At 33.3% G+C, this 16,624-nt stretch carries 17 protein-coding genes; all 17 read right to left on the bottom strand.

Features of this window, described 5'->3' with window-relative positions; translation table 11 throughout:
- On the bottom strand, positions 1 to 911 hold a 911-nt coding region (locus P8M54_RS10735), incomplete at its 3' end, for a glycosyltransferase (protein WP_300287841.1).
- Positions 912 to 953: 42 nt separating this feature from the next.
- Positions 954 to 1,733 (bottom strand): glycosyltransferase family 2 protein, encoded by a 780-nt coding sequence (locus P8M54_RS10730; RefSeq protein ID WP_300287839.1) that lies wholly within the window; start codon positions 1,731 to 1,733, stop codon positions 954 to 956.
- An 8-nt stretch (positions 1,734 to 1,741) separates the two neighbouring features.
- Complete coding sequence (gene gmd, locus P8M54_RS10725) at positions 1,742 to 2,806, bottom strand: GDP-mannose 4,6-dehydratase (RefSeq protein WP_300287838.1); 1,065 nt, start codon at positions 2,804 to 2,806, stop codon at positions 1,742 to 1,744.
- 5 nt (positions 2,807 to 2,811) lie between these two features.
- Entirely contained in the window at positions 2,812 to 3,732 is a 921-nt protein-coding gene (locus P8M54_RS10720) for a GDP-L-fucose synthase (RefSeq protein WP_300287837.1), read from the bottom strand.
- Between the two features lie 77 nt (positions 3,733 to 3,809).
- Complete coding sequence (locus P8M54_RS10715) at positions 3,810 to 4,691, bottom strand: glycosyltransferase family 2 protein (RefSeq protein WP_300287836.1); 882 nt, start codon at positions 4,689 to 4,691, stop codon at positions 3,810 to 3,812.
- Complete coding sequence (locus P8M54_RS10710) at positions 4,692 to 5,849, bottom strand: glycosyltransferase (RefSeq protein WP_300287835.1); 1,158 nt, start codon at positions 5,847 to 5,849, stop codon at positions 4,692 to 4,694.
- Positions 5,828 to 6,724: an SDR family oxidoreductase gene (locus tag P8M54_RS10705; RefSeq protein ID WP_300287834.1), complete on the bottom strand. Its 897-nt coding sequence runs from the start codon at positions 6,722 to 6,724 to the stop codon at positions 5,828 to 5,830. The genes P8M54_RS10710 and P8M54_RS10705 overlap by 22 nt, the downstream gene beginning before the upstream one ends.
- 27 nt (positions 6,725 to 6,751) lie before the next feature.
- Positions 6,752 to 7,627 carry a hypothetical protein gene (locus tag P8M54_RS10700; RefSeq protein WP_300287833.1) on the bottom strand — a complete coding sequence of 292 codons (876 nt, stop codon included), beginning with the start codon at positions 7,625 to 7,627 and terminating at the stop codon, positions 6,752 to 6,754.
- 53 nt (positions 7,628 to 7,680) lie between these two features.
- A complete protein-coding gene (locus tag P8M54_RS10695; RefSeq protein ID WP_300287831.1) occupies positions 7,681 to 8,304 on the bottom strand; it encodes an acyltransferase in 624 nt (207 codons plus the stop codon).
- A 94-nt stretch (positions 8,305 to 8,398) separates the two neighbouring features.
- A complete protein-coding gene (locus tag P8M54_RS10690) occupies positions 8,399 to 9,331 on the bottom strand; it encodes a nucleotide-diphospho-sugar transferase (RefSeq protein ID WP_300287830.1) in 933 nt (310 codons plus the stop codon).
- Entirely contained in the window at positions 9,332 to 10,153 is an 822-nt protein-coding gene (locus tag P8M54_RS10685) for an alpha-1,2-fucosyltransferase (RefSeq protein ID WP_300287829.1), read from the bottom strand.
- A gap of 3 nt (positions 10,154 to 10,156) precedes the next feature.
- Positions 10,157 to 11,440, bottom strand: coding sequence for an ABC transporter ATP-binding protein (locus P8M54_RS10680; RefSeq protein WP_300287828.1), 1,284 nt, complete (start codon positions 11,438 to 11,440; stop codon positions 10,157 to 10,159).
- Positions 11,441 to 11,491: 51 nt separating this feature from the next.
- A complete protein-coding gene (locus P8M54_RS10675) occupies positions 11,492 to 12,343 on the bottom strand; it encodes an ABC transporter permease (RefSeq protein WP_300287827.1) in 852 nt (283 codons plus the stop codon).
- Between the two features lie 81 nt (positions 12,344 to 12,424).
- On the bottom strand, positions 12,425 to 13,375 hold the full coding sequence (locus P8M54_RS10670; protein WP_300287826.1) for a UDP-glucuronic acid decarboxylase family protein: 951 nt from the start codon (positions 13,373 to 13,375) through the stop codon (positions 12,425 to 12,427).
- 93 nt (positions 13,376 to 13,468) lie between these two features.
- The gene (locus tag P8M54_RS10665; RefSeq protein WP_300287824.1) at positions 13,469 to 14,473 is read right to left on the bottom strand and encodes a mannose-1-phosphate guanylyltransferase; all 1,005 of its coding nucleotides are present in this window, start codon (positions 14,471 to 14,473) and stop codon (positions 13,469 to 13,471) included.
- A 38-nt stretch (positions 14,474 to 14,511) separates the two neighbouring features.
- Complete coding sequence (locus P8M54_RS10660) at positions 14,512 to 15,795, bottom strand: nucleotide sugar dehydrogenase (RefSeq protein WP_300287823.1); 1,284 nt, start codon at positions 15,793 to 15,795, stop codon at positions 14,512 to 14,514.
- A gap of 292 nt (positions 15,796 to 16,087) precedes the next feature.
- Complete coding sequence (locus P8M54_RS10655; protein WP_300287822.1) at positions 16,088 to 16,558, bottom strand: UpxY family transcription antiterminator; 471 nt, start codon at positions 16,556 to 16,558, stop codon at positions 16,088 to 16,090.
- Between the last annotated feature and the right edge of the window lie 66 nt (positions 16,559 to 16,624).

The raw sequence follows: 16,624 nt of genomic DNA, 5'->3' as shown, positions 1-16,624 counted from the left end.
GCTTCGGTTAACGTTAATCCCCAACCTTCATGCTTAGAAGTCATCATAAAAATAGCTGCTTTTTTATAAAAAGACTGCGGTTGCTGCTTTCCTTCAAAAAAAACTCTTTTCAGCTGCAATTCAATAACCGCGCACTCATAGAGCGTCCTATCCTTGCCTTCGCCAACTAACTGCAGTTTCCATTCTGGATTTCTAGCTTCTAATAATTTCCATATTTTTAACGCATAAGTCAATCTTTTAGAGCTTTCGTCCAGGCGCGCTACAATTAATATGGTTTTATCCTTAATTAATATGGACTCTTTTGAAATTGATTCCGGAAACGAAAGTGAATTACTTATTGCTACCATTTTATCAACATTCGAAAATGCATAGTATTGTTTAAAGTTACTGATGTACGATGCTGATAAAACAACAAATCGGTCACTTACAAGATACGATTCTCTAAATATCATTTTATCTTTACGCTCTTCGTATAGGACGTAAAGGGGATAAATAGCAATTTTTGTTAAAACCTTGAGTTTTCCATATACACTAAAACTTTTTTTAAAAGAATTGATAATTTCCTTGAATGAATAACCTACCCGTATACCTGGACTAAAATGCCAGGCGGTGATGATTTTGCAATTTGTGTTTTTCACGGCTTCAGCAGCTAACAAAGTATACCAAGGCCCTCCAGGAAGTAAAACAATATCAATATGATGGTCAGTAATAATTTTTTTTAAATCTACTGCTAACCTAATTATTGTTTCTATTTCAAATATATTATCAATTTTATCAACAAATTTATTGAAAGCACAAACACACTTGATAGAAGGCTGCTTAGATAAATAAGTGATTAAATTCACCGCAGACCGCTCTAAGCCACCACTATTAGAGTCAAAATCTACATTTAAAGCGAGTAATATATTCATTTTAGATTACGGTAATAGATGAAAATGTAGTACTAACAAGCATCACATTTTATTTTTTAATCGAACAATCCATCTTTTAACTAGGTCCAACTTGTATTTTCGAAAATAATATTTCAACATTTGATACTCTAGGTAATCGTCATAAAATAAGGGGAATTCCTGTTTTAGGATTTTTTGACGTTCGTAAGTATCTAATTCCTTGTTAGTAGAACTTATGCCATCTAAATAATAAACAGTAATAATTTGGTCTATATACTCAAAAGAAAAATTTTTCTTAAAAATTCCAACAATAAAGAATTTCCAATCTGAAACTATCTTTAAATCCTCATCATATAAATTATCATCAAGAAAGCAACTTCTTTTAATAAACGAGGCAGGATGTGGTAAAGAACCGTCAAAAAACTTTTTAAATGTAATTTTTTCAGAATAACTTTCTACAGTATCTTGCTCCTTTCTATTGACAAGGTCACCAAAAAAAATATCCTTAGTTTTACTTTTTAAAATTTCGATGACGTTATTAATTGTTTCAGCACCAAACAAAAGGTCTCCACTATTTAAAAACAATAGGTATTCTCCCTTGGCAGCGAGAATACCTTTATTCATAGCATTATAAATTCCTTTATCGGGCTCCGAAATACAATAATCAAAATGTGTTTTATTATTATTTATATAAGCCGCACTGCCGTCTGTACTCCCTCCATCAATTACGATATATTCAAATTCCTTATTATTTTGACCAAAAACGCTATTTACTGTGCGCTTTAAGCCAGTCACATCATTAAAATTAATCGTAATAATTGAAAGAATCGGATTTAATTTCATGTAATTAATTACTGTACTAAAGCCAAATCATTGGCCACCATTTCATGAACTAATGCTGCTAAATCATATTTAGGTATCCAATTCAGTTGCGTATTCGATTTTGTTGGATTTCCAATTAAAAGCTCAACTTCAGTTGGTCTATAGTATTCTGGATCCACTTTTACGACTGTTTTACCTATTTCAATTTGATAAGCTGGATTTGTGCAAGCGATAACTGTAGCAATCTCGGCCTCCGCTTCACCCGCAAAAACTAATTCGATTCCGCATTCAGCAAATGCCATTCTAACAAATTCGCGAACATAAGTCGTTTTTCCCGTAGCAATTACAAAATCTTCCGGTTTATCCTGCTGTAGCATCAACCACATTGCCTCTACATAATCTTTGGCATGACCCCAATCTCGTTGCGCATTTAAGTTCCCAAGATACAAACAGTCCTGTGACCCTGTAGCAATTCGCGCTACTGCCATAGTAATTTTGCGTGTAACGAAGGTTTCGCCTCTTCTTGGAGATTCGTGATTAAACAAAATCCCATTGCAAGCATACATGCCGTAAGCTTCTCTATAATTTTTAGTAATCCAAAAACCATATATTTTAGCTACTCCATAAGGGGAACGTGGATAAAATGGAGTTGTTTCTGACTGTGGTACTTCTTGCACTAAACCGTATAGTTCAGAAGTAGAAGCTTGGTATATTCTTGTCTTATCCTTTAGCCCCAAAATACGAATTGCTTCAAGGATACGTAACGTACCAATTCCATCTACATTAGCTACATATTCAGGTGAATCAAAACTTACCTTCACATGCGACATGGCACCTAAATTGTAAATTTCATCAGGTTGTACTTCTTGAATAATTCTTATAATATTAGTGGAATCAGTCAAATCACCGTAATGCAATTTAAAATGTACATTTTTTTCATGTAAATCGACATATAAATGATCAATTCGCTGCGTATTATATGAGGAAGCTCTGCGTTTTACACCGTGAACTTCATATCCTTTTTCTAGTAACAACTCTGCTAAATAAGAACCATCTTGTCCTGTTATACCTGTAATTAATGCTGTCTTTTTCATCTCTTTTATAAAAATTTTTCGTTGTAAACTTCTTTTATTCCTACCTCTAATTCAATACTGTATTTCCAGCCTAAGTTAGTTAACTTATTTACATCCATTAGCTTTCGTGCCGTGCCATCTGGACGAGTTGTATCCCAAATAATCTCACCTGCATATCCTACAATTTTTTTAATAGTTTCGGCTAAATCTTTAATGGTAATATCCTTTCCTGTCCCAATATTGATCAAACCTGCTTCATTATAGGATTCCATTAAAAACACACAAGCAGCTGCCATATCATCGGCGTTTAAAAATTCGCGCATTGGTGACCCAGTACCCCATAGTGTTACCTCAGTATCATTATTTACTTTGGCTTCATGAAATTTACGAATCATCGCCGGCAATACATGAGAATTTTCTAAATCATAATTGTCATTTTTTCCATATAAATTAGTAGGCATAACAGATATAAAATTACAGCCGTACTGACTCCTATAAGCATCGCACATTTTTATCCCTGCGATTTTTGCAATAGCATAAGGCTCGTTTGTAGGTTCTAATTCACCAGTTAAAAGATATTCCTCTTTTAAGGGTTGCGGCGCTAATTTTGGATAGATACAGCTAGATCCTAAAAATAGTAACTTTGTAACACCATTTAAATAGGAATGATGAATTACATTATTTTGTATCATCAAATTATCGTAGATAAAATCCGCACGGTAGGTATTGTTAGCTACAATTCCCCCAACTTTTGCAGCAGCTAAGAAAACATATTCTGGTTTTTCATTTTCAAAAAATGTTTTAACCTGCATGGCATCTCTAAGATCTAACTCTTTGGATGATTTTAGTATAAAATTAGTAAAACCTTTTGCCATCAAGTCTCTATGAATGGCACTCCCTACCATTCCGTTATGACCCGCAATATAAATTTTTGATGTACTATTCATTGTAACTATTTTTCATTAGGATATTCTTGCAGGGTATGATCTGCGCTTCTTTATTTTTAATTAGTAGTTTCTTTATCTTACAACATTCCTCTGATTGCATTGATCTCCGCTACTGTAAACGACTTATATTTATTTCTTTTCATTAATTTTAAAAAATGCCCTTTTGAAAATTCAGTTTTAGAAAACACGCGGTGTAGCAAATATATAGTACGTTCGATTGTCGAGACATCAAGATTCTCCGAACGAATTAAACGATAAAGAGGCGCATACTTAGGAGAATATAACTCATAAATTTTTAGTAGTTCATCCTGCCTCTTAGTCCCTCCTACACCACTTTTATGTGCTTCATGAATTCGATAAATCGATAACGGTTGATGCAAAGCAAAAAATTCGATATTATTTTTTTTAGCTCGTAAAAACCATTCCCAATCAAAACCAAAATGGAAATTCTCATCTAAAATACCGTTGTTCTCCCATACTTTTCTACTCCAAAAAGAGGAAGGCTGAATAATAATTGCTGCCAAATCCAAGGTCAATGTTTTATATCTATCAACAACATCGCTTCCATAGGTACTGACTCCAGTTACAGATTCCTCAAAATGAATGCAATTCCCAAAATAGATCCCATCCCCTTTCTCTATAAATTGCTTTGCGATGTACTGCAACATGTTAGGCATTAAAATATCATCGCTATTTAACCACATTAAAATGTCACCCGTTGCTCTTGCAAATCCTTTGTTTATGGCATCAGACTGCCCTTTATCCTTTTTTGATTCCCAATAAGTTAAATGCTGTTCGTGTTTTTTAATGATGGCAACTGAGTCATCATTACTACCACCATCATAAATAAGGTATTCTAAATTAGGATACGATTGTCCCAATACGGATAAGATAGTCTGTTCTAGAAATTGTCCTTGATTATAGGAAGGGGTAACGATTGAAATTTTAGGAAAATTCATTTACGATTTAAGATTTAAAACTACATTCATAAAATTTTTTCCAAACAAACTTAAGTTTTGTTCGTAATTAAATTGTGGTAAATTAATTTTCTTTTCCAAAAATAGGATAATTTGTGATGCAAGTTGTTTAGGGTCTAGAGGATCAAAATAAAAGGCTTGATCGCCAAGTTGCTCTTTATGCACTCTTAAATTCGAAACAATTAAATTTTGATTCATTGCTTTGGCATCCTCTACTACACTACTCCAACCTTCAAACAATGAAGGCTGTATCACTGCGACTGCATTTTTCATAAAAAACAATTGTTCACCGCGATCGATAAACCCTAAAAACCGAACACAATCATTCAAGTTATTCTCTATAACATACTCTTTTATTTCCTCAAAATAAGTAGGATTTCGAGGGTCAAATTCTTTTCCAGAAAAAAGAATTTGAAAATTATAATGGGTAGTTTCCTTAATCATTTTTAAGGCTTGGAGAAGGACTATATGGTTTTTATGTTTCCAAAATTGATTGGGAGAAAAGAAAAAAGGAACATTCATATCTATCTGATATTTTTGTCCTAATTCGGTTTTTACATAACTTAGATAATCTGGATGAAATACTGCAAAATTGACCACATAACAATGTGACATTGCCGTAGGATATAATCTTTTAAAATCACTTTTAGCATCTTCACTACTAAATAAAATATGATGGGTACTCCCTAGTATCGCTTCTTGTGATTGTTTTCGGTATGCCAAATATTCTTGAGAAAATAAATGAGGTAAATGTAACTCTTGAAAATCTGGGATCCAATACAAATGCTTTTTAATGGTATTGGGTAGATTTATTTCGCTAGGTTGAAAAAGTACATCAATATCAAAATTTATTTTAGCAGACTGGTATACCCAGTTTTTTACAAAAATACGTTTAAGTTTATTACTGACACGTTGAGACAAACTATGAGTTTGATTTATTAATTGATAGGAAATGTAAGGATAGTGCAATAATTTTATAGACTCGAACGAGGCTGCAGCGTTACTTAATATCACTATAAATGGCTTCTCATCGTCAGGTAATAAATTCAAAGATTGGATTAAATTTTGATAATAATAGGTTCCTCCAATCCAATTTTCGTCATAGGAGTAAATAATACCTATTCTAATTCTTTGATCCATGCAATATATTTTTTTATACCCTCAGTAATTGATACCTTATTTTTAAATCCCAACGCTTCTATTTTTGAAATATCAGCACACCAATTATTTGGATCTCCTAATTTAGCTTTCCCATTAAATACAATGGTATTATTCGGAGCGAACTCATCTCTAAAAATTGTAACTGCATCGCCTATTGTTGTTTCCACACTTGAAGCTACATTGTAAGTTGTTCCTTGAAAATCTCCTTTTTCAATTATTAAACGAATAATTTGAATTAAGTCATCAATATATATAAAATCTCGGGTTTCATTTCCTGTCCCGAAAAGGGTAATTGTTGTACTAGCCGATACTTTTTGAAAGAGATCCCAAAAAAGTTGCTTACTTAAGCCGGGACCATAAGCTGAGAACACACGCAAACTACAAGTTTGCAACCCAAAAAAATTGTGATATTCCGTTAACAATAACTCGCTTTGCAGTTTGTGAAAACCGTAAGGAGAAAGCGGCTTACTAGCTGCATTTTCAAGGATTGGTAACATCTCAGGGTTTCCGTATACTGCAGCGCTAGAGAAATTTATAAATTTACAATTTGAATTAAAATTCTTCAACGCAACTAGAATTTTTTGAACATTGAGAACATTAAGTTCAAAATCAATATCCGGATTTTCAAATGAAAAACCAACATTAGCTGAACCCGAGCAATTGATACAAACGTCGAATTGATTATTTTGAAATAAAGTATTAAAGTTAGTATTGCTTGAATCTAACTGAAAATAATTAGGTTTGTCTGAAGCAGTGATATCAGCCCCATAAACGCTAGTTCCAGATACGTTAGTAAAGAAATTGGAACAATGTTGTCCAATAAAACCATTTGAACCTATTATTAATATTTTCATTGTTTTAAAATTTATCCTAATTCAATTTTACAATTGAATTTTTTCAATTTTCTCAGTACGGGTATTATAAATATCCAATCCTTGCAATGGAATTAAACGTTCCTCTCCTCTTGCGAATACTAAATTACCATCTTTATCTCTACCTTCAGAAAATTGAGATTTGACATAACCATCTGTTACGGTTAATTCTCTTAAATCTTTCAATTTATCCTTTCTAACAAAATAAGCATTGTTACCATTACTATTACAACCGATGAAACCATACCCTTTTTCTGCAGCCAAATCACAAATAGAAAGTAATGAGGTACCATAAAGTAAATTTGAATAATGTGATTTTGTTCGAACGAATGATGGATCGTAGAGTGTAGTCCAAGGATTATCAGCCCCAAATAAACTGTTGTATTCAACTATAACAATAATTGGATCAACTGCTTTTATTGCTTTCCAAACCCAATAATCATTGCCATCAATATCAATATGCAATAAGCCTAATTCACCTATGAATCCATTATTAATTAACAAATTATCAATATTTTCAGCAGTTATAAAATCTGCAATTGCTGTTAGGTTTTGCTGCCAAAATAAATTTTCTGATTTTACAAAAGCAATATTATCATCAGAACCATCCATAATCAATCCACTCCAATTATTATTAATTAATAGGAACCTCGTGTTGCTCTCTGTATAATTCTCGACACCAAATTCAACAAAAGTCTTTGGAATATCATCTAGGTAGTTAATGAGAAAATTGATTATGCCATCATCCCCCCATTGAGAGAAAATTTTAAACTCAGATTTTTGAATATCAGCCAGAATAGCCGCTGTATTATTGATATTATCTCTCTCTAATAATTTACCTAAAGTGAGTCTGTTAAAAATAATTTCATGTTTGAGATTACTCATCTGAGCTCTATTTTTTTTAAAAAATGTTTTAATGCCGAACATAATAATATTATTTATTTGTTTAAAATTCTACTTGAATTGCCTACCACCTTTGAAAATGGAGCGACATCTTTTGTAATTATTGAGCCTGCACCAATAATAGCTCCTGTACCTATGGTTACACCTTTTAAAATTGATACATTATAACTAATCCATACATAATCTTCTATAATAATCGGACTCGTTTTTATTTTTCCAGCGGTAAATGGATGGCCAAATTGAATTAATTTTTTATATGAGTCAGCTCTTTCAATTGGATCTAACTCGTGACTATCAGAATCTATTATAGTCACATTATGACTAATTAGCACATTGTTACCAATTTTAATTTTTTGCCCCGACCATATTACAGAACCCTTACCAATATAACAATTATCACCGATAATTATGCCGTCTTTCGTATAAGGCCAAGTAAGTAAATGTCCTCTTATGTGTGTTCCAGATCCTATTGAAATCTTTTCAACAGTATCACTATAATTCTCTACTTCGGATCCGACATGAAAATTAGAATTAACTCCGATGGTTACTTGATTAAGACATTTCTGTCTTTTCTCGTTTTCAATTATATTAATTAAATCAGTAGGCAATATTAATTTGCATACTATTTTAGATAAAAATATTTTAATTTTTGATTTCATTAAAAACCTTAATTTTATAATTATATTATCCTTGCTTTAAGCAAATTATCATTGAATAGCAGTTTACTTGCTCTAACATTAAATTTTCATATTTTTAATTATGAAAAAAAGCGTGAATTCTATAAAATAATTTTTGAAAGATTTTATTTTCGAAAGATACTTTAATCGGATGAAATTTAGAATTTAAAGTATGGTCATATTTATGATCAATCATTATTGACATGGGATGAATAATTGGAAAACAAATTTCTTGAGCAACTAAGTTACTTATTTCAGAATTGGCATCAAAAGTATGAGTTGCATCCGCTCCAAAACCTATATTTGATATTAAATTTACAGAAGGTATTATCCCAAATTGTGAGTTACTAATTCTAGAAAAAACCCATTGGTAGTCCCAAAATGTTACTGCAATATTGCTTACCGCTTTGTCTAATGCATACTCATAAGCAGCTCTTTGCGAAGTGTTTTCAAATTGTTCTAAAAACAGCTCTTTAACACGGTGGTCATTCCATTTGGCAACTTTATAATCATATTCTAACCAAGCTCTTCTCCAGGTAGCCCAGCCCCAAATTCCAGACTCTTTCGAAAAAAAATAAGAATTATTACCACTTTCCCATTCCTTCAATAAATTTGTACCACAAATAGAGTTGATTCTAAAATCATTTTTATACCGTTCTAACATTTCCTGACAAAATGGAAAAAAACTCGCGGAGGGCAAGCAATCATCTTCTAGAATAATACCTTGTTCTACATGCTCAAAAAACCAAGTTATAGCTGAACTTGGAGCCAAGCCGCAACCTAAGTTTTTATCTCTAAAAAGGTTTTTTACTTCACAATCCCAGTCCACATTGGCGATAATATCTTTTACAGCCTCACAATTAGCAATATCAGAAGCAATATCCTCTCTTGGACCATCAGCAGCGATAAAAAGCTGTTTCGGTTTAGCGGCACGAATTGCCTCAAAAACTTGTTGAGTGTAGTGAGGTCTATTAAATACTAAAAAAAGTATGGGGGTATTGAAAGTCATCTAATTTACATTTACAGCCTGAAAATCATTTGGAATCACATCAGCTGGGATTTCATCTTTTATTTTAAAACCTAACCAAAATTTTGGTGCATATATAACTTTATTTACTTTTTCATTTAAATAGGCAGCCCACCATGAAAAAGAACTGTTGGCAATAATAGCAATATCGGCGTTTAAAATCAATTGAAAATCAATGATTGCATCATTTTCCAGAAATAAATAATTAGATTTATATTTATAATACTCTTTTACAAATACGATATCATCACTGATACAAATTATTTGATAGTCGCACACATCATTAATTAACTGCAGACAATTATCATAATATTTCATAGGCAATGACATATCTTGCCCTCCATATGACTCATCTCCATGTGAGATATAATCTGTTCTTCTAAAGTGCATCACAATCGTTTTGTTGTCGCTAAACAACTTGCCATACTTTTCTTGAAATTGTGCTCTAAGACGTTTCTTGATGACTAATCGCTTTTTTACCTCATCAACTGATGTTTGGAAGAAGTTTTCTGATTGAAAAAAGCCTCTGTATCTTACTTGATCTTTCAGCATTACCTCTTTTTCTTTAATTTGAAAAATTGTTTCATATGCACACATCCGATGCGCTACTCTTGCGTACAGTTTACAAAAAAAAGAGGAATACAAAAAATTAGTTAATGGGTCTAAAACAAAATATTTTGTTAATTCAAATTTTTGAGTAGGCGCAATTATAAATTTTGTTTGGAGCTTTCTGGCGGTAGCAATTGCAAAGGCATATTGAAACATTTGGTTGCCCATCCTACCCCATAAATCTACTTTAATCATCTTTTAATTTAATTTTAAACTGTGATCCAAAGCAACAAATCCAAAACCCTTGGGCATTACCTTACCTACATTATAATAATCTCCCGCTTCGATATAAAAACTCACCGCATTGTTGATCCAATCCGCCTCGTCTTCGTTTATTTTAGCATAAAGAGAAACGATGTATTTGCCCTCTAGTAAATTTAACTTTGGAATAGTGATTGTAAAATGAGTACTATCAGCATTAATTACAAAATTTTCTTGTTGAGAAAATGATGTTAATTGAGTCAATAACACTTCATTTTGATCCAAAATATTTAAATCAAAACGAACACTTTCTAAGGCATCTTGATCAATATTGTTTTTAAAATAACATTTTATAATGAGTGACATACCCGTTTGGATATTGGTAATCTCATTATTTGCAAGATCGAAAAAATTAATACTAGAAAATTTAATTTTTCCCGTACCCATTCTATCTTTTCTACTAAACAAATCGGTTTCTAATAAGTTTTGCCCCAGAAAAGAATAATTTTCCACGGCGCCCATTATACCGCCATTATAATTAATCTTCCCGTTATTCAACACAATGCCATTATTACAAAGGCTATTTACCGCTACCATGTTATGGCTTACAAATAGCACCGTTCGACCCTCTCCCTTTGAAACATCGCCCATTTTACCTAGGCATTTTTTTTGGAACTCGGCATCTCCCACTGCTAAAACCTCATCGACGATCAATATCTCGGATTCAAGATGCGCAGCAACTGCAAATGCTAATCGCACATACATTCCTGAGGAATATCTTTTAACAGGTGTGTCAATGTATTTTTCAACACCTGCAAAGGCAACAATTTCATCAAATTTTCTAGTAATTTCGTGTCGACGCATCCCAAGAATTGCACCATTCATATAGATATTTTCTCTTCCTGTCATCTCTGGGTTAAAGCCTGTTCCTACTTCTAGCAAGGAGGCTATACGTCCGTTTACTTTAAAATTTCCGGTGGTTGGTTTAGTCACTTTACTCAACAACTTTAGTAAGGTACTCTTTCCTGCTCCGTTGCGACCAATTATACCAACAGCGTCACCTTGTTGAACCTCGAAATTAATATCTTTTAGTGACCATACGTAGTCACTAGCACCTGTACTTGTACGATCGTTACTGTCTCCTATTTTTAAATAAGGATCTTCTTTCCCACGAATTTTACTCCAAAAACGATTTAAATCATGGCTTAATGTCCCTGTTCCTACTTCGCCAAGACGATATTGTTTTGAGATATTTTCTGCTTTTATAGCTAATTGTTTCATTGTCGTTTTTGTAAAATACTGATCTAATTCTTCATTAATGTCTGCAGCTATCTAAACTGTGTCCATAAAGCTTTTCTCCACTTTATTAAAAATAACTACGCCAACAACAAGAATAGCTGTAATTAACAAAGCACTAATTCCAAGGCTTGAAGCTTCAAAACTACCCGAACCTAAATAACCATATCTAAAACATTCAAAAATTCCACTTAACGGGTTGGCATCAATAATCCATTTGTATTTGTCAGGAAAAGACGAAATAGGATAAACTACCGGAGTGGCGTACATGGCTAACTGAATTCCAAAAGTGAGTAAAAAGCTAAGATCTTTATACTTGGTGGTTAATGCTGAAAAGATCATACCAAGACCCAATGCAAAAGCGGCCATCAATAAGATTAAAAAAGGGGTAGCCAAAATCCATATATTAGGTTGTATCGACTTTGTTACGAATGTATAATACAATACAACCAAAATAAATAAACTGAATTGGATTGCAAATTTCATCAAAGCAGAACTAACGATGGAAAGTGGAATAATCAATCTAGGGAAATATATTTTACCAAAAACAGCAGAATTGTCTTTAAAAACCGTAGATGTTTTTGTCAAAGCTTCCGAGAAATAATTCCAAATAGTGATACCTGCCAAATAAAAAGCTATTTGTGGCAACCCATCTGTAGATAGTTTGGCTATTTGACCAAACAGCACCACATACATCACCATGGTTAGCAAGGGTTGAATAAAAAACCAAATAGGACCTAGAATGGTTTGTTTGTAAAAAGTAATAAAATCTTTTTTTATTAGCATTACCAACAGATCTCGATAATGCCAAACCTCCCTTAAGTTAACAGAAAACAAGGAATCCTGAGATTTAATTTCTTCGGTCCAAGTTTGTTGTATTTTATCCATAATTGATTATTCTTATTTGTTTAAGAAATAGTAAATTCTATCATTTTGTAGAAATAATTTCCTAGATACCAACTATTCTATTTATTTAACTTCTTGATCAACGATCGTTTTAAAATAAGCAATCGTCTTAATCAAGCCTTCATTCAATTGCACTTTTGGTTCCCATCCGTTCAGCTTGGCCTTTGCTAAACTGATATCCGGTTGTCTTTGCTTAGGATCATCTTGTGGTAAAGGCAGGTGAATAATTTTAGAATTAGAATCAGTTAAGGCAATTACCGCTTCAGCTAGTTCTAGCATGGTAAACTCATTTGGATTACCAATATTCACTGGACCTAGAAAACCATCCTCTGAATTCATCATTCGGATCATTCCTTCAACTAAATCATCAACATATTGAAAAGAACGTGTTTGTAAACCGTCTCCAAAAATAGTGATATCTTCTCCTCGTAAGGCTTGCACAATAAAATTAGAAACCACACGTCCATCAGCAGGATTCATGCTTGGGCCATACGTATTAAAAATTCTAATGATTTTTATATCGACTTGATTTTGATTGTGGTAATCCATGAACAAGGTTTCTGCACATCTTTTCCCTTCGTCATAACAGGAACGAATCCCAATAGGATTAACATTCCCCCAGTAAGTCTCGGGTTGTGGATGAACTGATGGATCTCCATAAACCTCGCTGGTACTTGCTTGTAAAATTTTAGCTTTTACTCGCTTTGCCAAGCCTAAAGTGTTAATCGCACCCATTACTGATGTTTTGATCGTTTTGATAGGATTGTATTGGTAATGTACCGGAGAAGCTGGACACGCTAAATTGTATATTTCATCGACCTCAGCATAAAAAGGCTCTGTAATATCATGACGAACTAACTCAAAACGGGGATTACCGATCAAGTGTAAAATATTTTTCTTATCACCAGTGAAATAATTATCCAAACAAATCACATCATGACCTTCATTAATCAAACGAGTACATAAATGCGATCCTACAAAACCAGCGCCGCCTGTTACTAATATTTTTTTCATATTGATTGTAATTTATATTGTGATGCTGTTTAGTTCTAATTCAAGAAACTTCAGCTTTATTCTCTTTTATCGTTAGTTAGAGTACTACTACAACTAATTTAATAATTCTGAATTTTTCCTCTCTAGTGTCGTATATACATTTTTTACATCTTGAGAATACTGCTTTTGCAAAATAAGATTGGCAGTTGGAGTGTATACAAATATAGTGTCTCTAACCCCTACAAAGGCTGTATAATTATTAGTCCCAATCACCATATTACCCTGCTTATCAACAGGGTGCCCAATCGTTTTTAAATAATCATAAACCGATTCAAACGAACCCAAATCAGACCAACTGAATTGAGCTGAAACCACTTTTATTTTCCTTGAACGTTCCATTACCGCATAGTCAATACTGATGGAAGGAATTTCTAGTGAAAGTTCCAAGTCTAAATTTCCATCACTATTATTTTCCCAAGCTATTTTTGATTTTTCATAAACCTCTGGCGTATATTTTTGTAATTCTTCTAAGAAAACATTTGCTTTAAAACAAAACATACCGCTATTCCATAGAAAACTTCCTTTTTCTATAAAATCAGTTGCTGTAACTTGATTCGGTTTTTCTCTAAAAGAAAGTACGTTGTCTCCTTTTCGTTCAATATAGCCATAACCCGTTTCAGGCTTAGTAGGTACAATTCCAAAGGTAACAATAAAACCATTAGAAGCCTTATCGATAGCTTCTTGAATAGACTGCTCGTATAAATCAGCATCTCCAATAATATGATCCGAAGGAGTTACAATTAAAATATCATTTGGTTTTGAGGCAAAAGCGGCAAATGCAATTGCTGCTGCGGTATTTCGTGGTGTCGATTCAACAATATCAATATAGGGTGTACCTGATTTCTCGAGTACTTTCTCGCTTAGATGACGGTTATCAATATTTCCAACTACCATAACCTGATCAGCAATATTTTTATTGCGTTCCACAGTCATTTCAAATAAAGATTTCCCACCAAATATATCTAAATATTGTTTAGGTTGGCTTTTACGAGAAAGTGGCCATAAGCGGCTACCTACTCCTCCCGTCAAAATTACATGTGTGATGAATTTATTTTCCATAATAAATTAGACTTTTCATTTAGTTATAAGAAGATACATTATAAACGTCCATCCGCTTGATCCCCTAAAATTCCTTTGACATCATATAAAACACTCAAAGGCTTTAATAAAGTAGCAATGTCAAGCGATAAGAAAGCATTATGAGAAACACCCAATACAACAGCGTCAAACTTTGCTTTAGGTAAATTGGTCAGTGTAATAATTCCATATTCCTTCAATACCGCCTCAGGGTTAGCAACTGGATCATAGGTGGTAACACTAATTCCATAGTCGCTCAACGCTTCAATAACAGTAATTATTTTGGTGTTTCTAACATCAGGGCAGTTTTCTTTGAAAGTTATCCCTAAAATTAACAAAGAGGCTCCATTAATTGAAATCCCTTTTTTAATCATCAATTTGACGATTTGTGAGGCGACATACTCCGCCATACTATCGTTTAATCGTCTCCCTGCTAATATAATTTCAGGATGGTAGCCAAATTCTTGAGCGCGTTGCGCCAAGTAATACGGATCTACTCCTATGCAATGCCCTCCAACCAAACCCGGCTTGAAGGGTAAAAAATTCCATTTAGTACCGGCAGCCTCAAGAACTGCCTGAGTATCAATATTCATGAGATTGAATATTTTAGCTAATTCATTCACAAAAGCAATATTGATGTCTCGTTGCGAATTTTCGATCACTTTAGCTGCTTCAGCTACTTTTATCGATGGTGCTAAATGTGTACCTGCCGATATTACTGAGCGGTACAATGCATCTATTTTTTGTCCCGCTTCTGGTGTAGAACCGGAAGTAACTTTTAGTATTTTATCAACCGTATGTTCTTTGTCTCCCGGATTGATTCGTTCAGGTGAATACCCGACGTAAAAATCGGTATTGTACTTTAAACCAGAAATACGCTCCAATACAGGAACACATTCTTCCTCTGTAGCTCCAGGAAATACAGTAGACTCATATATAACAATAGCTCCTTTTTTCACTACTTTCCCAACGGTCTCACTCGCCTTGTACAAAGGTGTTAAATCAGGTCGGTTATTTTTGTCAACTGGCGTAGGAACCGTAATAATATAGTAATCGCAATTCTTAATATCCGAAATTGCACTTGTAACAAATAGACCTTGAGTTGCGTTGAGATCATAAACCAAAACCTTCTTTAAAGCACTAGAATTTATCTCTAAAGTAGCATCAACTGCTGATTGCAATTCTGACACTCGCCCAATATTGATATCAAATCCTACAACAACGTATTTCGTTGCAAAAAGTCGTGCTAGCGGTAAGCCAACATATCCAAGACCAATTACTGCTATTTTCGAATTAGGGTTCATTAATTTCATATTTTGGTGACAACTGTACACAGCTTCGCGATTCAAACTCACATAATTAAGTTCAAATTCACGCCTATTCTAGGGCAAATATAATGACATTTAGCCGTATTTCCTTCACTTTTGGAAAGTCAAAAATAAGAAAACCCTATACTTAGATATTTTAAATCTATAACAGACTATCCATCAACACCTATCTGAAACAAAAGCAATTAGTCGCATTTCAAAAATCACTAATTTAGGTGACTAAAATAAAATTGCCAGCTGATTAAAACTAAAGAACTCGCAAACTTCGTTATTCCTTGTTGATTTTCATTTTTAATACACATCCCAACGATTCCAATACCAAAATATAATTAGTGTTACTAACTTCTTGGACAATTGCTTTTTGTGATAAAAAAGGCCCTGACTCTACCTCCACCATATCACCAACTTTGTACTTGGCAATCGAAATATCAGCATCAAAACCTGTGTTTAGCCATTTTTTAATAACATCAATTTCTTCTGACCGGACTATTGCGGGTTTACTTAACCAAAAAAGATAACGAACCACACCCGGAGAACTAAACACGATATTTCTGTCAGCCTCGGGCAATTGGACAAATACATAGGAATTAAAAAGAGGCACTTCTACCTTTTTTTTACGATCTGACCATTGCCGTACTTGCTTAATTACAGGGCAATAACATTCTATTCCGTTTTTTTGTAATTGTTCTGCTACTTTCTTTTCCCACTTCGGTTTTGTATAAAGTACGTACCAATTCATATCATCATTTTTCTAAAACAGCGCTAATTTTCCGTTATTTGTAAAGCTACAATTGTATTTTAACCG

Source organism: Flavobacterium sp. (genome assembly GCF_029242675.1).
In the GTDB taxonomy this organism is placed as follows: domain Bacteria; phylum Bacteroidota; class Bacteroidia; order Flavobacteriales; family Flavobacteriaceae; genus Flavobacterium.
This window is presented reverse-complemented; position numbering and strand designations above follow the sequence as displayed.